Source organism: Paracoccus subflavus (assembly GCF_004310345.1).
Lineage (GTDB): Bacteria > Pseudomonadota > Alphaproteobacteria > Rhodobacterales > Rhodobacteraceae > Paracoccus > Paracoccus subflavus.
Genome location: NZ_SISK01000002.1, coordinates 144,449 through 166,034, shown reverse-complemented (window position 1 = coordinate 166,034; position 21,586 = coordinate 144,449). Strand labels below are relative to the sequence as shown.

Below are 21,586 nucleotides of genomic sequence, written 5' to 3'. Positions count from 1 at the left end.
ATGAATCTTTCCCCCCGCGAACGCGAGAAACTGCTTGTATCCGTGGCGGCGATGGTCGCGCGCGGGCGACTGGCCCGCGGCGTCAGGCTGAACCACCCCGAGGCCATCGCCCTGATCACCGATTTCGTGGTCGAGGGTGCGCGCGACGGACGCAGCGTGGCCGACCTGATGCAGGCGGGGGCCCATGTGATCACAGCCGGTCAATGTATGTCCGGAGTGCCCGAGATGATCGAATCCGTTCAGGTCGAGGCCACCTTTCCCGACGGCACCAAGCTGGTCACCGTCCACCACCCGATCCGTCACGAGGCATGAATGAAACACCTTTCCCTCTTTGCCATCGTCTTGCTGCCGCAGGCTGCCCTGGCCCATCCAGGCGATCATCAGGCCGCGTCCTGGACGCACCTTTTGTCCCGGTCCGATCATCTGGGGACCGTCGCGACCTGTCTGTTCCTGCGGGGCCGATTCTTGCGGGGCCGGTCGTGATCCCCGGCGAAATCCTGCCCGCCCCGGGCGAAATCGCCCTCAACGAAGGCCGCGACCCCATCACGGTGATGGTCGCCAATACCGGCGACCGCCCGATCCAGGTCGGCAGCCATTATCATTTCGCCGAAACCAACCCGGCCCTGCGTTTCGACCGCCTTGCCGCACGGGGGATGCGTCTGGCGATCCCCGCCGGAACCGCCGTCCGGTTCGAACCGGGCCAGTCGCGCGAGGTGCGCCTGATCCCCTACGCGGGCAGCCGCGTCGTGCAAGGCTTTCGCAAAGCCGTCATGGGGCCGCTGTGACCCGCCTGTCCCGCGCCGATTACGCCGCCCTGTATGGCCCCACCACCGGCGACCGTATCCGTCTGGCCGATACCGACCTGCTGATTCAGGTCGAGCGCGACCTGACCATCCCCGGCGAAGAGGTCAAGTTCGGCGGCGGCAAGGTCGTCCGCGAGGGCATGGGCCAGTCACAGGTGACGCGGGCGGATGGCGCCATGGACACGGTCATCACCGGCGTCGTCGTCTTTGACCACCAGGGGATCACCAAGGCAGATGTGGGCCTGCGCGACGGCCGCATCGCCGGCATCGGCAAGGCGGGAAACCCCGACACCCAGCCCGGCGTGACCCTGATCATCGGCCCCGGCACGGAAATCATCGCTGGCGAAGGCCGCATCCTGACCCCCGGCGGGTTCGACTGCCACATCCACTACATCTGTCCGCAGCAAGTGGACCATGCGCTCCATTCCGGGGTCACGACCCTGCTGGGCGGCGGCACCGGCCCCGCGCATGGCACGCTGGCCACCACCTGCACCCCCGGCCCCTGGCACATCGCCCGGATGCTGGAGGCCTGCGCGGACCTGCCCGTCAACGTCGGCATCGCGGGCAAGGGCAATGCCAGCCAGCCTGCGGCCCTTGAGGAACAGATCCGCGCCGGCGCCTGCGCGCTGAAGCTGCACGAGGACTGGGGCACTACCCCCGCCGCCATCGACTGCTGCCTGACAGTCGCCGACGCCATGGACGTGCAGGTGATGATCCACACCGACACGCTGAACGAATCCGGTTTCGTCGAGGACACGATGGCCGCCATCGCCGGTCGCACCATCCACGCTTATCACACCGAGGGCGCAGGCGGCGGACACGCCCCCGACATCATCCGCATGGTCGGCATGGCGAACGTCCTGCCCTCGTCCACCAATCCCACGCGGCCCTACACGGCCAATACGGTCGAGGAACACCTCGACATGCTGATGGTCTGTCACCACCTCGACCGGCGCGTCCCCGAGGATGTGGCCTTCGCCGAATCCCGCATCCGGCGCGAGACCATCGCGGCCGAGGACATCCTGCACGACCTGGGCGCGTTCAGCGTGATCTCGTCCGACAGCCAGGCCATGGGCCGGATCGGCGAGGTGATCATCCGCACCTGGCAGACCGCCGACAAGATGCGCCGCCAGCGTGGCAGGCTGGAGGGCGAGACGGGCGACAACGACAACCTGCGCGCCAGGCGATACATCGCGAAATACACCATCAACCCGGCCATCGCCCATGGTGTCAGCCAGCATATCGGGTCGATCGCGCCGGGAAAGCGCGCCGATCTGGTGCTGTGGTCCCCGGCCTTTTTCGGCGTGAAGCCGGACATGGTCCTGGTCGGAGGGCAGATCAGCGTGGCGCAGATGGGCGATCCCAACGGCTCCATTCCCGTGCAACCGATCTTCTCGCGTCCGATGTGGGGGCATACGGGGCGGGCCTCGGCGCTGTTCGTCAGCCGTGCCGGGCTGGAAAACGGTTCAGGAGACGGTTTGGGAAAGACCCTGATCGCGGTCGAAAACACCCGCGGCATCGGCAAGGCCGACATGATGCTGAACGCCGCCATGCCGGCGATCGAGGTCGATCCCGAAACCTACGAAGTCCGCGCCGATGGACAAATATTAACCTGTGAGCCCGCGACGGAACTGCCGATGGCCCAACGCTATTTCCTCTTCTGAGGGAGGACACAGTCATGATTACCGCCACCAGTATCATTCGCAACGCACCCGCGCCGTTCGATGGAGAGATCTCGCTTGACTACGAAGGCCGCCTACTGCGGCGCAAGAAGCTGGCCAGCAGCGCGGGTGATTTCCTGGTCGATCTGTCCGAAACCACCAGCCTGGACGATGGCGACGCCTTCGAACTGTCCGACGGGCGCCAGATCGTCGTGCGCGCGAAATCCGAACCTGTTATGGTCATTCGCGGCCACCTTGCCCGTCTTGCCTGGCATATCGGCAACCGTCACACTCCCTGCCGGATCGAGGCCGACCGCCTGATCATCCGCCAGGACCACGTGCTGGAAGCGATGCTGCGCAAGCTGGGGGCCGAGATCTGTCACAAGACCCTGCCTTTCCGCCCGGAAGGCGGCGCCTATGGCCATGGCCGCACCTTTGGCCATGACCATGGACTGTCGCAGAACCCTTCGCACGGGCACGATCATTCGCCACATCACACGAACGGCCACAGCCATTCCCAAGCCCACGAACACCACCACGCCTGAGGCCGCGCGTCTTTTCTTGGCCCAGGTTCTGTCGCCCGCCTTTCCGGTGGGCGGCTTTGCCTGGTCGCAGGGGCTGGAATGGGCGATGGATCAAGGCATCGTCACCCGCGCCACCTTGCCGCACTGGCTGGCCGATTGGCTGGAACACGGCGCAGGCTGGACCGACGCTGTTCTGGTTGCCCTGTCGCTGCAGGCAACGGACCATGCCGCCTTGGACGACCTGGCCCGCGCCGCCTGCCTGACTTCGCAGCGTCTGGTCGAGACCGTCGAACAAGGCACCGCCTTCGCCGCTACCTTTGCCGCGCTGACAGGGCAGGATCGGCCCCCCGCCGCCCTCCCCGTGGCCTTTGGCCGGGCCTGCGCCGACATGCCCCTGCCCTACCCCGAAATCATCGCGGCGTTCCTGCAAGCCCAGGCCGCCGCGCTGATCAGCGCCGCCGTCCGCTTTCTGCCGCTTGGCGCGGTTCAGGGGCAAGGGGTGCTGGCCGCGCTGCAACCCGCGATCATGGCAGCCGCCGCCCGTGCGGCGCAGGCAACCGCAGACGATCTTGCCAGCACCGGCTGGGGTGCGGACATCGCCGCCATGCGCCATGAAACCATGCCCGTCAGGATATTCCGATCATGAGCAACAACGGACCCCTCCGCGTCGGCATCGGCGGCCCTGTCGGCGCGGGCAAGACCACGCTGACCGAACAGCTTGCACGCGCCCTTGCCCCGCGCCTGTCGATGGCGGTGATCACCAACGACATCTATACCCGCGAGGACGCCGAGGCGCTGATGCGCGCCCAGGTTCTGCCGCAGGACAGAATCCGCGGCGTGGAAACGGGCGGCTGCCCCCATACGGCCATCCGCGAGGATGCCAGCATCAACCTGGCCGCCATCGCCGATCTGAACGCGGCCTTTCCCGACCTCGATCTGGTGCTGATCGAATCGGGTGGCGACAATCTGGCCGCGACCTTTTCCCCGGAACTGGCCGATCTGACGATCTATGTCATCGACACCGCCGCCGGTCAGGACATTCCCCGCAAGCGCGGACCGGGACTGGCGCGGTCGGATCTGCTGGTGGTGAACAAGACCGATCTTGCGCCCCATGTGGGGGTGGATGCCGCCCTGCTGGAATCCGACGCCCGGACGGCACGTGGTGCCCGCCCGGTAGTCATGGCGCAGTTGCGTCATGGCGTCGGCGTGGACCGGATCGTCGATTTCCTGATCGACCAGGGCGGGCTGCAGCCCCGCACGGACTGAAGCAGCCCGCGAAATAGGCAGGTGCCTGCCTGTTTGCCTGCCCGCCGGACACTTTCCGCATCTCCGGCCCTGATCCTGCCCGAAACCTGTTCAGCCCGCCTGAAACCCGTCTTGCTGCACATGCGAAGGCGCCATGCCTTCACAGGGTCAACAGGGAAAACGGGCCGCAGGGCCGGGAAGGTAATCATGAGGAAACTGACCGCAACGCTGATGCTGACCAGTGCGATCTCGTTTGCACCCGGGGCGATGGCGCAGGAAGGCGAGCCGATCAGGATCGGCGTGCTGCATTCGCTGTCGGGCACCATGGCGATTTCGGAAACCACGCTGAAGGATACGGTCCTGATGATGGTCGAACGACAAAATGCCAAGGGCGGTTTGCTGGGCCGCCCCCTGGAAGCCGTGGTGGTGGACCCCGCATCCGACTGGCCGCTGTTTGCCGAAAAGGCCCGCGAACTGCTGACCGTCAGCGAGGTTGACGCGATCTTCGGCTGCTGGACGTCCGTGTCGCGCAAGTCGGTCCTGCCGGTGATCGAGGAACTGAACGGCCTGCTGTTCTATCCGGTGCAGTACGAGGGCGAGGAATCGTCCAAGAACGTCATCTACACCGGCGCCGCGCCGAACCAGCAGGCGATCCCGGCAGTGGATTACATGATGGAGGAGCTGGGCGTCGAATCCTGGGCGCTTCTGGGTACCGACTATGTCTATCCGCGCACCACGAACAATATCCTCGACGCCTATCTGAAGGACAAGGGCGTCGCGGCCGAAGATATCTTCGTCAACTATACCCCCTTCGGCCATTCCGACTGGTCCAAGATCGTGGCCGATGTCGTGGCGCTTGGCGCGGGCGGCAAGAAAGTGGGCGTGGTGTCCACGATCAACGGCGACGCCAACGTGGGCTTTTACAAGGAACTGGCGGCGGCGGGCGTCTCGGCCGATGACATCCCGGTCATGGCGTTCTCGGTCGGAGAGGAGGAATTGGCGGGTCTGGATACCGCGAACCTGGTTGGCCATCTGGCGGCCTGGAATTATTTCCAGACGGCGGAATCGGATGCCAACACCGCCTTCATCGAGGAATGGAAAACCTTCATCGGCGACGACGCGCGCGTGACCAACGACCCGATGGAAGCCACCGTGATCGGCTTCAACGCCTGGGTCGCCGCGGTCGAAAAGGCCGGCACCACCGATGTCGATCCGGTTCTGGACGCCATCGTCGGCGTCGAGGTTCCCAACCTGACCGGCGGCACCGCCACGGTCCTGCCGAACCACCACCTGACCAAGCCTGTGCTGATCGGGGAAATCCGCGAGGACGGCCAGTTCGACATCGTCAGCCAGACCGACCCCGTTCCGGGCGACGCCTGGACCGACTATCTGCCCGAATCCGCCAAGCTGGAAGCCGACTGGCCGGGCAAGGACTGCGGCATGTTCAACACCGAGACGAACACCTGCGTGCAGGTCCAGTCGAACTATTGACCCTTGCGGGGGCGGCGACACCGCCCCCTTCCGTCAAGGAACGCGCCCATGATCCGCCCCCTGACCGTCTTTGTCCTGACGCTGCTGCTGGCGATGCCCGCAAGCGCGAACCCCGCGCTCGAGGCGGTGATCGCAGACAATCTCGACCAGATCGAAAAACCGTCCCGTCGGACGGTGGAACCCGTTGTCGCCCAGATCGCCGCCACCGGCCCCGAGGGGCTTGCGCTGTTGTCCGCCTGGACCAATCGGTCGCTGGGCATGACCGATGACGGGCGGCTGCTGATCGTGGATGGCGACGGCGCCACCGATGCCGTGACCGGCAAGCCGGTGCCCGCCGCTGATCCGAAAATGCTGCGCCCCAACTCTGGCGTGCGCGGCGTGATCGAATCCGCCCTGGTCGCGGGCGAGATTTCCGACCCCGATCCCGCCCGCCGCGCCGCCGCCCTGGCCTCGATCGCCCGCGACGGGACAGCCGAGCATCTGGCGGCCCTGCGGGCGGCGGCGCCAGAGGACGATCCGGCTCTCGCCGTGCAGCGCAACCGCGCCCTATCGCTCTTGACCATCCAGTTCGACGGGGATCCCGCCGCCCGTGTGGCCGCCATCGAAGCCATGGCGGGGGATGTCGGGCTGGATTTCCGGGCCGCGCTGAACCCGCTGCTGGCCACCACGCGCATTGCCGCGCCGGCAGAACCGACGGATGCCAACATCGCGAGAGAACTGGCGGTGGGCGACGACGGCTTCCCGCGCGAGGCTGCGATCGCCCTGCTGACAAGCCAGGGTGTCCTGCAACCCCGCCTGACCCCGGCCGATCAGCGCACCGCCCTGGCCGCGAACATCGAGGGCGGCAGCGTGGGCGGCGTGGCCGTGGCCGACCTGTCAGACCCTGCCGCCCGCGACCGCGCCTACGAGGCCCTCGAGGCTTCGGGCGCCGTCCCCCCCGCCGCGACCGATGCCGAGGCCGAAGCCGCGCTGGCCGCCCATCGCTTCTTCGAGGTCTATGCCGAAGCCGACAGCGATGTCACCGACGCGGCCCGGGCGGCCCAGGTCGGCGCGCAACTGCGGCTGGCGGCGATGACCGGCGTCGACCTGGGGCTGGACGCACTGTCGTTGGCCTCGATCTATTTTCTGGCGGCGATCGGGCTCGCCGTCACCTTCGGCGTCATGCGCGTCATCAACATGGCGCATGGCGAATTCATCATGATGGGTGCCTATACGGGCTATACCGTGCAAACCCTGATCGCCGACCGTACGCTGTCGTTGGTCGTGGCGCTGCCCCTGGCCTTCGCGGTGACGGCCTTGGCCGGGGTGATCCTCTATCGTCTGGTCATCCGCCATCTGGCGCATCGTCCGCTGGAGACGCTGCTGGCGACCTTTGGCGTGTCCATTGCCCTGCAACAGCTTGCCAAGAACATCTTCGGCACCCAGGCCCGCCCGCTGACCGCCCCCGCCTGGCTAGAGGGCGCGATCACGGTCAACGACGTGATCGGGGTCAGTTCGATCCGGGTGGCGATCTTTGTCCTCGCCCTGCTGTTCCTGGGGCTGTTCCTGTTCATCATGAAACGCACCCGCCTGGGGCTCGAGGTCCGCGCGGTGACCCAGAACCCCGGCATGGCGGCCAGCATGGGCATCAACCCCGACCGCATCGCCATGATGACCTTTGGCCTGGGGTCCGGCATCGCGGGCATCGCGGGCGTGGCCATCGGTCTGTTCGCGCAGGTCACATCGGAACTGGGCCAGCAATACATCGTGCAAAGCTTCATGACCGTGGTCGTGGGCGGCGTGGGCAACATCTGGGGCACGCTGGCGGGCGCCGCCCTGATCGGCGGGCTGTCCAAGGTGATCGAGTTCCTGAACCCGGCCAACACGCTGGCGGCCCAGACCTTCATGATCCTGTTCATCATCATCTTCATCCAGTTCCGCCCGCGCGGCATCATCCCGCAGCGCGGCCGTGCGGCAGAGGCGTGACCCCATGACCGACCGTCCGACCCGGCAACCCTTCATCCTGCGCAATCCCTCGATCCTGGCGGTGCTGGCGGTGCTGGCGGTCTTTACCGTCGCCGTCACGCTGTTGAGCCAGGCCTATGGCAGCGGCGTCATCCCGACCTCGACCGTGAAGGTTCTGGGCAAGACGCTGTGCCTGGCCCTGGCTGCGGTGGCGATGGATCTGGTCTGGGGATACCTGGGAATCCTGTCGCTGGGCCAGATGGCGTTTTTCGCCCTTGGCGGCTATCTGATCGGGCAATGGCTGATGTATGCCCGGACCGAAGCCATCGTTGCGGCATCGCTGGCCGGGAACCCGATCCCGCCCACCCCGGCCGAACTGCAGGAGGGCGTCGCCAACCAGATCTTCGGGGTGGTCGGGTCGTCGGACCTGCCGCCGGTCTGGTCCTTTGCCCATTCGCTACCCCTGCAACTGCTGCTGGTGGTGGCGGTTCCCGGCCTGCTGGCGATGGTCTTTGGCTGGCTGGCGTTCCGCAGCCGCGTGAACGGCGTCTATCTGTCGATCCTGACGCAGGCGATGACGCTGGCGCTTGCGCTGTGGCTGTTCCAGAACGACAGCGGGTTCCGGGGCAACAACGGGCTGTCGGGGTTGCAGAACATCCCCGGCCTGGACGGCGTAGATCAGGCCAGGCTGTCGGTCTGGTTCCTCTGGGCCTCGGCCCTGGCCCTGGGGCTGGCCTATGTGCTGGCGGCCTGGCTGGTCAGCGGCAAGTTCGGCAGCGTCGTCCGCGCCATCCGCGACGACGAAACCCGCGTCCGCTTCCTGGGCTATCCGGTCGAGGGATTCAAGCTGGTGGTCTTCACGCTGGCGGCGATGATCACCGCCGTTGCGGGGGCGTTGTATTACCCGCAGGCCGGGATCATCAACCCGGCGGAACTGATGCCCATCGCCTCGATCTATCTGGCGGTCTGGGTGGCGATCGGCGGGCGCGGCAGGCTGTACGGCGCGATCATCGGGGCGGTTGTCGTCTCGCTTCTGTCCAGTTGGTTCACCGGCGGTCGGGCGCCTTCGATCCACCTGCCGGGATATACGGTGAACTGGGTGGATTGGTGGCAGGTGGCGTTGGGCGTCAGCTTCGTGCTGGTCACCCTGTTCGCCCCCAAGGGCATCGCGGGCATCGTCGATCGGCTGGGCGGCATCATGCCCCCACGCCGCCCCGGACGCGACCCTGGCCCCGACCAGGGCGCCCTTCAGGAACAGGAAGCCAAGGCATGAGCGCGCTTCTGGAAGTGGACGGCATCTCGGTCAGCTTCGACGGATTCCGGGCCATCAACAACCTGTCCTTCAGCATCGGCGCGGCGGAACTGCGTGCCGTGATCGGCCCGAACGGCGCGGGCAAGACCACCTTCATGGACATCGTGACCGGCAAGACCCGGCCCGATGCGGGCGACGTAAAATGGGGCACGCCGCCGAAATCCCTGCTGCGCATGAACGAGGCGCAGATCGCCCGCGAGGGGATCGGCCGCAAGTTCCAGCGGCCCACCGTGTTCGAGGACCAGACCGTCGCCGACAATCTGACCATGGCGTTGAAAGCCGCGCGCAGCCCCTTTGCGGTGCTGGGCTGGCGGCCATCGCAGGCTTCGGTCGAAAAGGTGGCCGGACTGGCCTCAGAGGTAGGCCTTGCCGCGCAGGTCGGCCGCAAGGCGGGCGAACTGTCGCACGGCCAGAAGCAGTGGCTGGAGATCGGGATGCTGCTGGCATCCGACCCGCGGCTGCTGCTGGTCGACGAACCCGCCGCGGGCATGACGCTGGCCGAACGCGAACAAACGACCGCGCTGCTGGTGCGGCTGGCGCAGACGCGGGCGGTGGTGGTGGTGGAACACGACATGGATTTCGTGCGCCGCCTGAACTGCAAGGTGACGGTGCTGCACCAGGGATCGGTGCTGGCCGAGGGCAGCCTGGATCATGTGACCCGCAATCCCGACGTGATCGAAGTCTATCTGGGACGATAGGATATGCTGGACGCCAAGAACCTGACCCTGCATTACGGCACCAGCCAGATCCTGCACGGCATCGACATCGCCGCGCGGCCCGGATCGGTCACCTGCGTGATGGGCAACAACGGCGTGGGCAAAACGTCGCTGATGAACCTGCTGGCCGGGCGCCACCCGCGATCGGGGGGCGAGATCGCGTTCGACGGCAGGCCCTTGGGCCGCGTCACCGCCCAGGCGATGGCCCGCCTGGGCGTGGGCTATGTGCCGCAGGGCCGCGCGATCTTTCCCATGCTGACCGTGCGCGAGAACATGGAGACGGGATTCGCCTGCCTGCCCCGCGCCGACCGCCGCATCCCCGACGAAATCTTCGACAGCTTCCCCGTTCTGGCCGAAATGGCCCACCGGCGCGGCGGCGACCTGTCAGGCGGCCAGCAACAGCAACTGGCCATCGCCCGCGCGCTGATCACCCGGCCGCGCGTGTTGCTGCTGGACGAGCCGACCGAGGGCATCCAGCCCAACATCATCGCCCAGATCGGCCGCGTCATCGCCGCCCTGCGCGACCAGGGCGACATTGCGATCGTGCTGGTCGAACAGTTCTTCGATTTTGCCTGGGAACTGGGCGACGACTTTCTGGTGCTGGAGCGTGGTCGCCCGGTGATGCAGGGCGCCAAGGCCCGCCTGCGGCGCGCCGATCTGCACGCCCGGCTGGCCGGGCACGCGGCGGCATGACGGCTTTTCGCGGTCGGCGGGCGGCTGTATAGCCCGCCGGAACCCCGTTTCGGAGACCGCGATGGAACGCCTGATCGAACGCAGCCTTTTCGCCAGCCGCTGGATGATGGCGCCCATGTATCTGGGGCTGGCGGCCGCCCTGGCGATCCTGGTCTGGGTGTTTCTGAGAGAACTTTGGGCATTCGTTCTGATCGTCCCGGTCATCACCGTCAACGACGCCATCCTGGGCGTCCTGGCGCTGATCGACCTCAGCCTGGCGGCCAACCTGCTGATGATCGTGATCTTTTCGGGATACGAGAATTTCGTCAGCCGGATGGAGCTGGACCAGGAAAAGGACCGCCCCGAATGGCAGGGAGAGGTCGATTTTTCTGGGCTTAAGCTGAAGCTGGTGGCCTCGATCGTGGCGATTTCCGGCATCCACCTGCTCAAGGTCTTCATGGATGTCAGCAAATACACGGCCGAACAGATGCGGTGGATGGTCATCATCCATCTGGTCTTCGTCATCTCGGGCGTGCTTCTGGCGGCGATGGACTGGATCGCTAGCAACGCCAAGATCCGCAAGAAGGCCGCCACCCTCCCGGTCGATTAGCGGCTCCGCTGGGCCGGGATCGGATCCGCAATTCCGGGCGCCCTTGAGGGCATCACCGCTTGCGCTCCCACCGCCCCCCTTCTTCGGACCAGTACTCTGCCGCCACCCCGGCACCGGTCAGCATCCGCCACTGGTCGCGCGCCCGCGCGGTCGCAGCCGCGTCGCCGCCGTCGAAAAGGATGCAGGCCCGTTCCATCGCGGCACATTCGTCGGGTGCGACCTCGGCCCCGTCCAGGGCCATCAGGCAGGCGGGGCGGTTGGCGGCCCCCTGCCCGGCCACCGTCAGCAGCACCGGCTGGCGCGCATCATGCGGCCCGCCCGCCAGCCCGTGCGGCAGAAAGCCCTCGGCTTGCCACAGGTGCAGATCCAGCCGCTCCATCCGGGCCGGATCGGTGCCGCGCAGTTCCACCTGCCAGCCCGCCGCCAGCGACTTGCCGATCAGCACCGGCAAGAGGCTTTCGGCGGGCGAGCGGGTCAGGTGATAGAAAAGCGCGTTGCCCATCATGCCTCCGGGCGCGCGGGGTGTTGCGCGGTTCTGCGCTCTCTTTCAATAGTCGGGCCTTTATCCTGTGCGACAGCAACCGCCGCATCGACAAGGGCATCAATGGCCTCGGGGGCCAAAGCCTTTCTTTCACCTGCATCCGGCAGACGCTCGAACCAGCGCCATGCGGTCAACATGCGTTCGCTGGACGTCTGCCGGATGCGGTCCAGCGGGCAGCCATCGGAAAACTCGATCCAGAACCGCAGGTGATCGGCATCCGGGCAGAAAAACGAAACGCGCCGCACCGGCTCGTCCGCCCGCCAAGGGTCGGACCCGATCAGCGCCAGGTGCGATACAGTCTCGGCACGGCTGACACGCTGTCCGCTGTGATAGGCTTGGACATCCTCGGTAGAGACGAGGTGATGGTGGTGCAGGGACAGAACACGTGCGTCATCCAGCACGACATAGGCAGGCTGATTGCCAGGACGCTCAAGCGGTGCGTTGAAACCGAAATCGCACCGTTTCACGAAACCGTCGTGGATATGCACAAGCCCCGTCCGATTCCCGTCCGATTCCCGAAAGAATCGGGTTTCGATCGGATTCTGGTCATTCATCGGACCGGGTCCTGCCATGGCGGTTGCCTGAACGATGGCCTTAGCGATTCTCGTACCGGTCGCGGATCAGGCGGTCCAGGGTCATCACCCCCCAGCCGGTCGCGCCCTTGGGGGCAAGGTCGGTGGCGCCGGGCGGCAGGGTCACGCCCGCGATGTCGATATGCGCCCAGGACTGACCCTTGCGGATGAAGCGTTGCAGGAACTGCGCTGCGGTGATGGACCCCGCCGCCCGGCCGCCCGTGTTCTTCATGTCGGCCAGCCGCGACTTGATCAGGTTGTCATAGGGCTGTCCCAGCGGCAGGCGCCAGGCGCCCTCGCCCTCGGCCTTGGCGGCGGCCAGGATGGTGTCGGCCAGGGCATCGTCATTGGCAAAGACGCCCGCGTTGTCGTGGCCCAGCGCGATGATGACGGCGCCGGTCAGCGTCGCGAGGTCGATGACGGCCGAGGGGTTGAAGCGCGTCTGCGCATACCACAGCACGTCGGCCAGCACGAGGCGACCCTCGGCGTCGGTGTTGATGACCTCGATCGTGTCGCCCTTCATGGATTTCACGATATCGCCCGGACGCTGCGCGCGACCGTCGGGCATGTTTTCCACCAACCCGACCAGCCCCACCACGTTCGCCCTGGCCCGGCGCAGGGCCAGCGTGCGCATCACGCCCGCCACGACGCCCGCGCCGCCCATGTCCATGGTCATTTCCTCCATCCCGGCGGCAGGCTTGATGGAAATGCCGCCGGTGTCGAACACGACGCCCTTGCCGACCAGGGCAAGCGGGGCCTGATCCCCGCCGCCGTTCCAGTGCATCACGACGACCTTGGAGGGGCTCTCCGACCCCTGCCCCACGCCCAGCAGGGCGCGCATCCCCAGTTCGGCCAGGTGGTCCTCCTCCAGCACCTCGACGGTCAGGCCGATCTCCTCCATTGCCTTCAGGCGGTCGGCAAAGTCGGTGGTGGTCAGGACATTGGCGGGTTCGTTGACCAGATCGCGGGTAAAGAACACGCCCTCGGCCACGGCGGCGGCGTCCTGCGCGGCGCGGGCCAGCGCCTCGGGATTCTTGACCATGAACGTCACGCGGGCCTTTTCGCCCACCGGCTCGTCCGCCGTCTCGGGCGCGCTGTCGGCCTGCGCATCGGCCAGGATGGCGTTCTCGGGGCCATGGGTGATGCTTTGCGGGATCGGATCGGCGCCTGTTTCTCCGATTCCGTTCTCGGCAGGCTTGGTCTGATACACGGAAAAATCATAGCCACGCAGCGCAATGCCCAAGGCGACCTCGTTCGACAGCCGATGCCCGCCCGCCAGCACCAAGGTATGCGTGGTGCCCAGCTTGGCGCCGATGGCCGCGCCCGCCTTGCGTGCCTGCGTCACCGAGGCATCGGCGGGCAGCGCCACCAGCATCAGCGCCTCGGCCGCCATGCCTGCCGGAAAGGCCAGTTCCAGCGCGGTGCCGGGCTTCAGCCCCTTGCCCGCCTTGGAGTCCAGCGCCCGCTGCGCCGCCTCGCGCGCGGCGCGCGGCAGCCCCGACGGCAGCTTGCCGCCCGGCGCCACGATCATCGCCACCCGGCCCTGATGGCTGGCCAGCCGGTCGGCGGCGATTTCGGTAAAGGTGATCGGGGCGGGATGGGTCATGGCGTCCTCGTGGTTCTGCGGATGAAAGCCTAGCCCCCCCGCGCACCCTTTTCCAGAGCCGCCCGTGCGGCTAAGCAAGACGTGACCGACGCCCCCGATGCCTCACCAAGGACAGCCCCCGCGACATGCCCCGGATCGACCGATACATCCTTGGCCAGATGCTGACGCTGTTCGGGTTCTTTGCCTTGGTGCTGGTATCCGTCTATTGGATCAACCGTGCCGTCAGCCTGTTCGATGATCTTCTGAGCGACGGGCAGACCGCACTGGTGGTTCTGGAATTCACAGCCCTGACCCTGCCCCTGGTGATCTCGGTCGTGCTGCCGGTGGCGGCGTTCGCAGCCACGGCTTACGGCACGAACCGGATGGCAGGGGAATCGGAACTGGCGGCCATGCAGGCGGCGGGTCTTTCGCCATGGCGGCTGGCGCGCCCGGTGCTGGTCTTTGGCGTCTTCGTGGGGCTGATGGTGGCAGTCCTGGTTCACGGCCTTGTGCCCCTGGCCCGCGCCCGGCTGGCCGATCGGCAGGCGGAGCTGGCCCAGGACGTGACCGAGCGGTTCCTGCGTCCCGGCACCTTCCAGTATCCGGCCGAGGGCATCACCCTGTTCATCCGCGACATCGCCACCGACGGCCGCCTGCTGGATCTGTTCATCGAGGATGCGCGCGATCCCGCCAGCCAGACCATCTATACCTCCGAGGAGGCCCTGGTAGCCCGCGCTGACAGCGGCCCGGTTCTGATCCTGCTGCGCGGCCTGTCGCAGAACCTGCGCCAGTCGGGGGACCAACGGTCGCTGGCGGTCACCCGGTTCGACGAATTCAGCTATGACGTGGGCGCGCTGTTCACGGGGGGTGACCAGAAGGGTCGCGACCTGCGCGATTACGGCACCCTGCGGCTGCTCGGCCCCGACGCGGACCTGCTGGCCGCGACCGGGGCCAGCGCCGCCGACGCCCGGCGCGAGGCGCATGAACGCATCGCCCAGCCGTTGCTGGCGCCCATCGCAGCGATGATCGGTTTTGCGACGCTGCTGATCGGCGGCTACTCTCGATTCGGCGTGTGGCGGCAGATCCTGTGGGCCATCCTGGGGCTGATCGTGGTGCAGTTCCTGACCAATGCCGCCGCCAACCAGGCCGGGCGCGATCCGGCGATGTGGCCGGTGCTGTATCTGCCCGCGCTGGTGGGGACCGCCCTTTGCTGCGGGTTGTTGTGGCTGGCGGGCAGGCCGCGCCGCCTGAAGCACAGGGGCGCCCCGGCATGATCCTGGCCCGCTATGTCGCGCGGCGGTTCCTGCGGTCTTTCCTGACCATTGCAGGGGTGTTCCTGCTGATCCTGCTGCTCATCGACATGATCGAGATGATCCGCCGGTTTTCCGACCGCGACATCGGGTTGGGGGGTGCCCTGGGGCTGGCCGGGTTGAACATCGCCTCGAGCTTTTATGCGATCCTACCGCTGCTGACGGTCCTGGCTGGAATCGCCCTGTTTCTGAACCTGGCACGGACTTCGGAAATGGTGGCAATCCGCGCCTCGGGGCGGTCGGCGCTCAAGGTCGTGACCGCGCCTGCCGTAACCGCCGCCCTGGTCGGCGCGCTGACGGTGGCCTTTGTGAACCCGCTGGTGGCCGTCACCGGCGCCCGTTTCGATCAGGCCGTGGCCGCTATCGACCGCAACAGCCGCCAGACCGTGTCGGTGGGCGACAGCGCCGTCTGGCTGCGCCAGGCCGTGGCCGAAGGAACCCAGGAGGCGGGCCAGATCGTCATCCGCGCCCGCCGCGCCAGCCCGGATGCGACGACGCTCTATGACGCGACCTTCATGGTCTTCGACGACGATCAGGGCCCGGTCCGCCGGATCGAGGCGCGCGAAGCCCGGCTGGTCCCCGGCCTGTGGGAACTGACCGACGTGCGCGACTATCCCCTGACCGATTCCAACCCCGAGGCGGCGGCCATGACGGCCACACGGATGGAACTGGCGTCCGATCTGACGGCGCAGCGTATCCGCGAAGGCTTTGGCCGCCCCGAGGCGGTGCCGGTCTGGCAGTTGCCGGGTTTCATTGCCGGGCTGGAGCAGGCGGGCTTTTCGGCGGCGCGGCACAAGGTGTGGCTGCAGATGGAACTGGCGCGGCCCTTCATGATGGCCGCGATGGTGCTGATCGCTGCCGCCTTTGCCATGCAGCCGGTGCGCGGGCGTAATATCGGGGGGGCGGTGCTGCTGGCCTTCGGGGCGGGGATCGGGCTGTTCTTTCTGCGCAATCTGGCGCAGGTTCTGGGCGACAACGGACAGGTGCCGCCCGCCCTGGCGGGATGGACGCCGCCGCTGGTGGGCGGGCTTCTGGCGGTGGCGCTGATTCTGGCGCGGGAGGATGGATGACACGGCGAACCCTGACAGGCTGGGCAATCGGGCTGGCGCTGCTGCCGGGGATCGTCCTGGGCCAGACCATCCTGTCCCGGGACCCGGGTCTGGGCGCGGGCAGCCTGGGCGGCACCGCCAGCCCCCCCTGGACCGGCGATGCCGCCCTGGCCCCCGCCGCCACGCCCCTGGGCAATGACATCCTGGGCGACCGCACCCCCGGCGCCGCCGCATTGCAGGCCGTGGACCCCGATGCCGATGTGACCCTGCCCGCCCGACCGCTGGACGGGGCGCCCGATGACGCGGCGACCGTTCTGGCCGACAGCATGGTTCTGCAAGGGGACCGGACGCTGATCGCGGCGGGCGGCGTGGTCGTCTGGTATGGGGGCGCGCGGCTGGTGGCATCGCGCATCGTGGTGGACGGCGCGTCGGGAAACCTGACCATCGAGGGGCCGATCCACCTGTCCCGGCCCGGCGCCACCGATCCCGACGACCAGGCCGTCCTGATCGCCGATTCAGGACAGCTTGACCGCGAACTGCAGGACGGGATCATCCGCGGCGCCCGGCTGGTTCTGGCCCGCGAGCTGCAGCTTGCCGCCCGCGAACTGACCCGCACCGGCAACGGCCGGATGACCAACCTGCGCCAGGTCGTCGCCTCGAGCTGCCAGATTTGCGCCAGCGATCCCACCCCCTTGTGGGAAATCCGCGCCCGCAACATCACCCACGACGCCGAAACCCGGCTGATGACCTTTGATCGTCCGCAGTTCCGCGCCTTTGGGGTGCCCCTGGCCGCCGTGCCCTTTACCATCACCGCGCCCGATCCTACGGTCGAACGGCGCACCGGGTTTCTGCGCCCCGAATTCCGCACCACCTCGGGGCTGGGGTTCGGGATCAAGCTGCCCTACTTCATCACCTTGGGCGATCATGCCGACCTGACGGCGACGCCCTATGTCTCGGCCAGCCGGACGCGCACGCTGGAACTGCGCTACAGGCAGGCCTGGAGGAATGGCGTCACCGAATGGAACGGCTCCATCAGCCGCGACGACATCGAACCGGACGAAACGCGAGGATACCTGTTCGGCAACGCGCTGATCGACCTGCCGCGCGGCTATCGGCTGGGGGTGCAGGTGCAGGCGGCGTCGGACCGGGGCTATCTGCTGGATTACGACATTACCGATGCCGACCGGCTGTGGAGCGGACTGACCCTGGAGCGGGTGACCCGCGACAAGCTGTTCTTTGGCCGCGTCGGAAACTATCATTCGCTGCGCGATGGCGAGGACAACCAGACCTCGCCCGCGCAGGTGGCCGATGTCATCTGGCAGCGCCGCTTCACCCCCGACTATATCGGCGGGCAAGGGCTGCTGGAATGGTCAGTCCATGCCCATCGCCGGCCTTCCGACCAGGACGGAATCGGCCGCGACATGGCGCGCGGCTCGATCGGGCTGGATTGGCGGCGCAGCGCGATCCTGCCCGGCGGCGTGGTCGGCGCGGCCCTGGCCGGGATCGATGCCGACATCTATCGCATCGCCCAGGACAGCCGTTATGACGATCTGGAGGCCCGCGCCGACCCGATCCTGGGGGTCGAATTCCGCTGGCCGCTGATCGGCGGCAGCAACGGCGCCACCCACATGGTCGAACCCGTGGCCCAGATCCTCTACTCTCCCTCCGGTCAGGACGACGACATCCCGAACGAGGACAGCCGCCTGATCGAATTCGACGAAGGCAACCTGTTTTCGGACAACCGCTTTCCCGGATGGGACGCGCGAGAGAGCGGACTGCGCGCCAATCTGGGCGTGACCTGGACCCGGTTCGATCCCACCGGCTGGTCGCTGGGCCTGACCGGCGGCCGGGTCTTTCGGGCCGATCCGGACCCGTCCTTTCCCGTCGGGTCGGCCTTGGCGGGCAGGCGTTCGGACTGGCTGCTGGCGGCGCAATACGACAGCGGCAGCGGGCTTGCCATTGCCAACCGGGCACTGTTCGACGACGGGCTGGACATGTCGCGCAACGAATTGCGCCTGGGCTGGCTGCGCCCTGACCTGCAACTGTCGGCGGGCCACCTGTGGCTGGACGCTGGCGGGGGGGACGCCAATGACCGGGGTGCAGACCGGGGAACCACCGTGCAGGCCCCCGATGTCAGCGAACTGATCGCCAATGTCGGCTGGCAGATCCGCGACGGCTGGTGGGGCAGTGCCGAAACGCGCTATGACTTCGTGGCCAACCGCGCGCAGCGTGCCTCGCTGGATCTGACCTATCGCAACGAATGCCTGACGGTGGACATGGGGGTATCGCGCCGCTTTACCAGTTCGGACAGCGTGCGCCCTGAAACAAGCCTTGGCCTGTCGGTCAGGCTGGGCGGCTTCGGTGCGTCCGAGGATTTGCCGGGCACGGTGGCGCGCCGATCCTGCTTGCGCTAATCTGGAACAACGAAACGATGAACAAGGGGCAGCCGATGCGGCATTTTCTTTCCCGACTCGTGCTGGCAGCCGCCCTTGTGGCCGCCGCGCCCGTTCAGGCGCAGAACCTGTTCCAGCCGGTGGTGTATGTGAACGATGCCGCCATCACCCGCTATGAAGTGCAGCAGCGTCAGCGATTCATGCAGATCCTCGGTGCCCCCGGCACCACCGAGGCCGAGGCGCAGGAGGCGCTCATCGAGGACCGGCTGCGCAATCACGCCGCCCGGCAGTTGGGCATCGTGCCGACCGAGGAAGGCTTGCAGAACGGGCTCGAGGAGTTCGCGGGCCGCGCCGGCCTGTCGGCGGCCGAATTCACCGCCGCGCTGGAAGGCGCGGGCGTCGAACCCCAGGCCTATCGCGATTTCGTCAGTGCGGGCCTGGTCTGGCGGTCGGTCATCCGCGACCGCGTGGTGCCCGGAATCCGGGTGTCCGACGCCGAGGTCGATCAGGAACTGCGCCGCGTGGTCGAAACCCCGATCCTGTCGCGGGTTCTGATCTCGGAACTGATCATTCCCGCCCCGCCGGGCCAGGAACAGCAGGCCATGGACCTGGCCCGGCGGATCGCCGGGGCCAACCTGTCATCGGACGAATTCGAGGCCGCGGCGCGTCAGTATTCGGCCGCCGACTCGGCACAGGCAGGCGGGCGGCTGGCCTGGGTGAACATCGACAACCTGCCCCCCAGCCTGCGCCCGGTCATCACCGCACTGCAACCCGGCCAGACCAGCCAGCCGCTGACCGTCGAGGGCGCTGTGGTCCTGTTCCACCTGCGCGACAGCCAGGGCACCTTGCGGCCGGGCGCGTCCGAACAGGTCGTCGATTATGCGACCCTGCGCCTGCCCACGGCTGCGGACGCGGCGACGCTGGCCGCCCGGACCCGGACCTGCGACGACCTTTATGTGCAGGCCGGTCCCCAGGCCGCCCCGCAGGTGCAACGCCAGACCGTACCGCAGGGCGCGATTCCGGCGCTGATCGGGCAGCGTCTGGCCAGCCTGGACCCTGATGAAGCCGGCGTGGTCGATTACGGCAACGGCGCCGACCTGGTGATGCTGTGTTCCCGCCAGCCCGCGCTGGTGGCCGACATGGCCGACGTGCCCACCACCGCCCTGCGCGACGACGGGGTCGAGGCCGCGGTGCCCGATCCGAACGCCCTGCCCACCCGCGATGCCGTGCGCGAGGAGATCTTCAACCGCAAGGCCAATGCCGCAGCCGAATCCTATCTGGCCGAATTGCGCGCCGGCGCCGTTATCCGTCGTCCGTGACCGGCATCATGCTTTCGGGCCGCATCATCCTGACCTGCGGCGAGCCCGCGGGCGTGGGGCCTGAACTGGCGCCCAAGGCCCTGGCCTCGGGCGTGGATTTCGCCTGGATGGGCGATCCTCGTCATTTGCCCGCCAGAACGCTCTTTACAGAAATCGCATCGCCCGGCGACCCGGTGCCCGCGGGACATCTTCCGGTCCTGCGCCACGACTTTGCAGCCCCTGTCGTGCCGGGCCAGCCCGATCCGGCCAATGCGGCGGGCGTCATCGCCGTAATTGCCAGGGCGGTCGAACTGGTGATGCGCGGAGAGGCCGGGGGGCTCTGCACGCTTCCGATCAGCAAGCAGGCGTTGAAGACCGGCGCGGGCTTCGGCTTTCCCGGCCATACGGAATACCTGTCCCACCTGGCGGGCGATGTGCCGGTGGCCATGATGCTGGCCTCGACCACGGTGACGCCGCCCTGCCGGGTGGTGCCCGCGACGATCCATATCCCGTTGCAGGATGTGCCCGCCACCTTCACCGACAGGGCTCTGGAACAGGCGATCCGCATCACCCATGCCGCCCTGATCCGCGACTTCGGCATCGCCGCGCCGCGCCTTGCGGTGGCGGGTCTCAATCCCCACGCGGGCGAAGGCGGCACGATGGGGCGCCAGGAAGCCGACATGATCGTTCCCCTGCTGGACCGCCTGCGGGCCGAGGGGATGGACCTGACCGGCCCCCTGCCGGCCGACACGATGTTCCACGCCCCGGCCCGCGCCCTTTATGATGCGGCGGTCTGCGCCTATCACGACCAGGCGCTGATCCCGATCAAGACGCTGGATTTCGACAGCGGGGTGAACGTCACGCTGGGTCTGCCGTTCATCCGAACTTCGCCCGACCACGGCACGGCCTTCGGCATCGCGGGCAAGGGGATCGCCAGCCCCGCCTCGACCATCGCCGCCCTGCGCATGGCCCGCGACATGGCGGCGGCACGGGCATGACCACCATCGACAACCTGCCCCCCCTGCGCGAGGTGATCGCCCGCCACGACCTGCGGGCGAAAAAGCAGCTTGGCCAGAATTTCCTGCTGGACCTGAACCTGACCGCCAAGATCGCGCGGCAGGCGGGCGACATGTCCCGATGCGACGTGCTGGAAATCGGCCCCGGTCCTGGCGGACTGACGCGCGGGCTGCTGGCCGAGGGGGCGCGGCATGTCCTTGCCATCGAAAAGGACGCCCGTGCCCTGCCTGCGTTGCAGGAAATCGCCGACCGCTATCCCGGGCGGCTGACGGTGATCCACGGCGATGCCCTGCAGATCGACCCGCTGGCGCATCTGACACCGCCGATCCGGGTGGCCGCGAATCTGCCGTATAACGTCGGCACCGAACTGCTGATCCGCTGGCTGACGCCGCCGGAATGGCCGCCCTTCTGGCAGTCCCTGACGCTGATGTTCCAGAAGGAGGTGGCCGAGCGTATCGTGGCCGCCCCCGGCAGCAAGACCTATGGCCGGCTGGCCTTGCTGGCCCAGTGGCGGGCCGATGCCCGCATCGTCATGACCCTGCCGCCCGAGGCCTTCGTGCCCGCCCCCAAGGTTCATTCCGCCGTGGTCCACCTGACCGCGCTTTCTTCCCCGCGCTATCCGGCGGATCCGGCGATCCTGTCGCAGGTGACGGCAGCGGCGTTCAACCAGCGGCGCAAGATGCTGCGGGCGTCCCTGCGGGGACTGCACCCCCGGATCGAAACCCTTCTGGAACAGGCCCAGATCCCGCCGACGGCGCGGGCCGAGGAAATCGATCTGGAACGGTTTTGCCGGCTGGCCCGCGCCGTGCAGGCCGCCCCGACGGCGCCATGAAAAAGGCCGCC

At 67.6% G+C, this 21,586-nt stretch carries 21 protein-coding genes; 18 read left to right on the top strand and 3 right to left on the bottom strand.

Annotated features, from left to right (window positions below):
* The 12 genes from EYE42_RS03910 to EYE42_RS03855 all read left to right on the top strand — a co-directional run bounded on the left by EYE42_RS03910 (position 1) and on the right by EYE42_RS03855 (position 10,978).
* The gene (locus EYE42_RS03910) at positions 1 to 312 is read left to right on the top strand and encodes an urease subunit gamma (protein ID WP_130990008.1); all 312 of its coding nucleotides are present in this window, start codon (positions 1 to 3) and stop codon (positions 310 to 312) included.
* 167 nt (positions 313 to 479) lie between these two features.
* Complete coding sequence (locus EYE42_RS03905) at positions 480 to 785, top strand: urease subunit beta (protein WP_130990007.1); 306 nt, start codon at positions 480 to 482, stop codon at positions 783 to 785.
* The gene (gene ureC / locus EYE42_RS03900; protein WP_130990006.1) at positions 782 to 2,467 is read left to right on the top strand and encodes an urease subunit alpha; all 1,686 of its coding nucleotides are present in this window, start codon (positions 782 to 784) and stop codon (positions 2,465 to 2,467) included. The genes EYE42_RS03905 and ureC overlap by 4 nt, the downstream gene beginning before the upstream one ends.
* Positions 2,468 to 2,481: 14 nt before the next feature.
* Positions 2,482 to 3,009: an urease accessory protein UreE gene (locus EYE42_RS03895; RefSeq protein WP_130990005.1), complete on the top strand. Its 528-nt coding sequence runs from the start codon at positions 2,482 to 2,484 to the stop codon at positions 3,007 to 3,009.
* Between the two features lie 16 nt (positions 3,010 to 3,025).
* Positions 3,026 to 3,634 (top strand): urease accessory protein UreF, encoded by a 609-nt coding sequence (locus EYE42_RS03890; protein WP_246020574.1) that lies wholly within the window; start codon positions 3,026 to 3,028, stop codon positions 3,632 to 3,634.
* Positions 3,631 to 4,254, top strand: coding sequence for an urease accessory protein UreG (gene ureG / locus EYE42_RS03885; RefSeq protein WP_130990003.1), 624 nt, complete (start codon positions 3,631 to 3,633; stop codon positions 4,252 to 4,254). The genes EYE42_RS03890 and ureG overlap by 4 nt, the downstream gene beginning before the upstream one ends.
* Before the next feature lie 186 nt (positions 4,255 to 4,440).
* A complete protein-coding gene (gene urtA, locus EYE42_RS03880; protein ID WP_130990002.1) occupies positions 4,441 to 5,724 on the top strand; it encodes an urea ABC transporter substrate-binding protein in 1,284 nt (427 codons plus the stop codon).
* A gap of 48 nt (positions 5,725 to 5,772) precedes the next feature.
* On the top strand, positions 5,773 to 7,689 hold the full coding sequence (urtB, locus tag EYE42_RS03875; protein WP_130990001.1) for an urea ABC transporter permease subunit UrtB: 1,917 nt from the start codon (positions 5,773 to 5,775) through the stop codon (positions 7,687 to 7,689).
* Positions 7,690 to 7,693: 4 nt separating this feature from the next.
* The gene (urtC, locus tag EYE42_RS03870; RefSeq protein ID WP_130990000.1) at positions 7,694 to 8,941 is read left to right on the top strand and encodes an urea ABC transporter permease subunit UrtC; all 1,248 of its coding nucleotides are present in this window, start codon (positions 7,694 to 7,696) and stop codon (positions 8,939 to 8,941) included.
* On the top strand, positions 8,938 to 9,678 hold the full coding sequence (gene urtD, locus EYE42_RS03865) for an urea ABC transporter ATP-binding protein UrtD (RefSeq protein WP_130989999.1): 741 nt from the start codon (positions 8,938 to 8,940) through the stop codon (positions 9,676 to 9,678). Before urtC ends, urtD begins: the two co-directional genes overlap by 4 nt.
* A 3-nt stretch (positions 9,679 to 9,681) precedes the next feature.
* On the top strand, positions 9,682 to 10,389 hold the full coding sequence (gene urtE / locus EYE42_RS03860; protein ID WP_130989998.1) for an urea ABC transporter ATP-binding subunit UrtE: 708 nt from the start codon (positions 9,682 to 9,684) through the stop codon (positions 10,387 to 10,389).
* A gap of 61 nt (positions 10,390 to 10,450) precedes the next feature.
* Positions 10,451 to 10,978 (top strand): TIGR00645 family protein, encoded by a 528-nt coding sequence (locus tag EYE42_RS03855; RefSeq protein WP_130989997.1) that lies wholly within the window; start codon positions 10,451 to 10,453, stop codon positions 10,976 to 10,978.
* 52 nt (positions 10,979 to 11,030) lie between these two features.
* On the opposite strand, the gene EYE42_RS03850 is transcribed toward EYE42_RS03855, so the two are convergent.
* Genes EYE42_RS03850 through EYE42_RS03840 form a run of 3 tightly spaced genes read right to left on the bottom strand, consistent with a single transcriptional unit; the run spans position 11,031 to position 13,697 of the window.
* Positions 11,031 to 11,480, bottom strand: a complete 450-nt coding sequence (locus EYE42_RS03850) for a DNA polymerase III subunit chi (protein ID WP_130989996.1) — start codon at positions 11,478 to 11,480, stop codon at positions 11,031 to 11,033.
* The gene (locus EYE42_RS03845; RefSeq protein ID WP_130989995.1) at positions 11,480 to 12,073 is read right to left on the bottom strand and encodes a hypothetical protein; all 594 of its coding nucleotides are present in this window, start codon (positions 12,071 to 12,073) and stop codon (positions 11,480 to 11,482) included. The genes EYE42_RS03850 and EYE42_RS03845 overlap by 1 nt, the downstream gene beginning before the upstream one ends.
* 40 nt (positions 12,074 to 12,113) lie before the next feature.
* Positions 12,114 to 13,697, bottom strand: coding sequence for a leucyl aminopeptidase (locus tag EYE42_RS03840; RefSeq protein WP_130989994.1), 1,584 nt, complete (start codon positions 13,695 to 13,697; stop codon positions 12,114 to 12,116).
* A gap of 125 nt (positions 13,698 to 13,822) precedes the next feature.
* Between EYE42_RS03840 and lptF the strand changes: the two genes are divergently transcribed.
* Genes lptF through rsmA form a run of 6 tightly spaced genes read left to right on the top strand, consistent with a single transcriptional unit; the run spans position 13,823 to position 21,575 of the window.
* Positions 13,823 to 14,950, top strand: a complete 1,128-nt coding sequence (gene lptF / locus EYE42_RS03835) for an LPS export ABC transporter permease LptF (protein WP_130989993.1) — start codon at positions 13,823 to 13,825, stop codon at positions 14,948 to 14,950.
* Positions 14,947 to 16,056, top strand: a complete 1,110-nt coding sequence (gene lptG, locus EYE42_RS03830) for an LPS export ABC transporter permease LptG (RefSeq protein ID WP_130989992.1) — start codon at positions 14,947 to 14,949, stop codon at positions 16,054 to 16,056. Before lptF ends, lptG begins: the two co-directional genes overlap by 4 nt.
* The gene (locus tag EYE42_RS03825; protein WP_130989991.1) at positions 16,053 to 18,449 is read left to right on the top strand and encodes an LPS-assembly protein LptD; all 2,397 of its coding nucleotides are present in this window, start codon (positions 16,053 to 16,055) and stop codon (positions 18,447 to 18,449) included. The genes lptG and EYE42_RS03825 overlap by 4 nt, the downstream gene beginning before the upstream one ends.
* 35 nt (positions 18,450 to 18,484) lie before the next feature.
* The gene (locus EYE42_RS03820; protein ID WP_130989990.1) at positions 18,485 to 19,747 is read left to right on the top strand and encodes a peptidylprolyl isomerase; all 1,263 of its coding nucleotides are present in this window, start codon (positions 18,485 to 18,487) and stop codon (positions 19,745 to 19,747) included.
* An 8-nt stretch (positions 19,748 to 19,755) separates the two neighbouring features.
* A complete protein-coding gene (pdxA, locus tag EYE42_RS03815) occupies positions 19,756 to 20,724 on the top strand; it encodes a 4-hydroxythreonine-4-phosphate dehydrogenase PdxA (protein WP_130989989.1) in 969 nt (322 codons plus the stop codon).
* The gene (gene rsmA, locus EYE42_RS03810) at positions 20,721 to 21,575 is read left to right on the top strand and encodes a 16S rRNA (adenine(1518)-N(6)/adenine(1519)-N(6))-dimethyltransferase RsmA (protein ID WP_130989988.1); all 855 of its coding nucleotides are present in this window, start codon (positions 20,721 to 20,723) and stop codon (positions 21,573 to 21,575) included. Before pdxA ends, rsmA begins: the two co-directional genes overlap by 4 nt.
* Positions 21,576 to 21,586: the final 11 nt, after the last annotated feature.

Excerpts from the sequence above, each read along its gene's own strand:
- EYE42_RS03850 (WP_130989996.1), bottom strand. The coding sequence starts at position 11,480 with ATGGGCAACGCGCTTTTCTATCACCTGACCCGCTCGCCCGCCGAAAGC.
- rsmA (WP_130989988.1), top strand. The coding sequence starts at position 20,721 with ATGACCACCATCGACAACCTGCCCCCCCTGCGCGAGGTGATCGCCCGC.
- EYE42_RS03895 (WP_130990005.1), top strand. The coding sequence starts at position 2,482 with ATGATTACCGCCACCAGTATCATTCGCAACGCACCCGCGCCGTTCGAT.
- EYE42_RS03910 (WP_130990008.1), top strand. The coding sequence starts at position 1 with ATGAATCTTTCCCCCCGCGAACGCGAGAAACTGCTTGTATCCGTGGCG.
- urtD (WP_130989999.1), top strand. The coding sequence starts at position 8,938 with ATGAGCGCGCTTCTGGAAGTGGACGGCATCTCGGTCAGCTTCGACGGA.
- EYE42_RS03825 (WP_130989991.1), top strand. The coding sequence starts at position 16,053 with ATGACACGGCGAACCCTGACAGGCTGGGCAATCGGGCTGGCGCTGCTG.
- urtA (WP_130990002.1), top strand. The coding sequence starts at position 4,441 with ATGAGGAAACTGACCGCAACGCTGATGCTGACCAGTGCGATCTCGTTT.
- EYE42_RS03840 (WP_130989994.1), bottom strand. The coding sequence starts at position 13,697 with ATGACCCATCCCGCCCCGATCACCTTTACCGAAATCGCCGCCGACCGG.
- urtC (WP_130990000.1), top strand. The coding sequence starts at position 7,694 with ATGACCGACCGTCCGACCCGGCAACCCTTCATCCTGCGCAATCCCTCG.
- lptF (WP_130989993.1), top strand. The coding sequence starts at position 13,823 with ATGCCCCGGATCGACCGATACATCCTTGGCCAGATGCTGACGCTGTTC.
- EYE42_RS03845 (WP_130989995.1), bottom strand. The coding sequence starts at position 12,073 with ATGAATGACCAGAATCCGATCGAAACCCGATTCTTTCGGGAATCGGAC.
- EYE42_RS03855 (WP_130989997.1), top strand. The coding sequence starts at position 10,451 with ATGGAACGCCTGATCGAACGCAGCCTTTTCGCCAGCCGCTGGATGATG.
- urtB (WP_130990001.1), top strand. The coding sequence starts at position 5,773 with ATGATCCGCCCCCTGACCGTCTTTGTCCTGACGCTGCTGCTGGCGATG.
- pdxA (WP_130989989.1), top strand. The coding sequence starts at position 19,756 with ATGCTTTCGGGCCGCATCATCCTGACCTGCGGCGAGCCCGCGGGCGTG.
- urtE (WP_130989998.1), top strand. The coding sequence starts at position 9,682 with ATGCTGGACGCCAAGAACCTGACCCTGCATTACGGCACCAGCCAGATC.
- EYE42_RS03820 (WP_130989990.1), top strand. The coding sequence starts at position 18,485 with ATGCGGCATTTTCTTTCCCGACTCGTGCTGGCAGCCGCCCTTGTGGCC.
- lptG (WP_130989992.1), top strand. The coding sequence starts at position 14,947 with ATGATCCTGGCCCGCTATGTCGCGCGGCGGTTCCTGCGGTCTTTCCTG.
- ureG (WP_130990003.1), top strand. The coding sequence starts at position 3,631 with ATGAGCAACAACGGACCCCTCCGCGTCGGCATCGGCGGCCCTGTCGGC.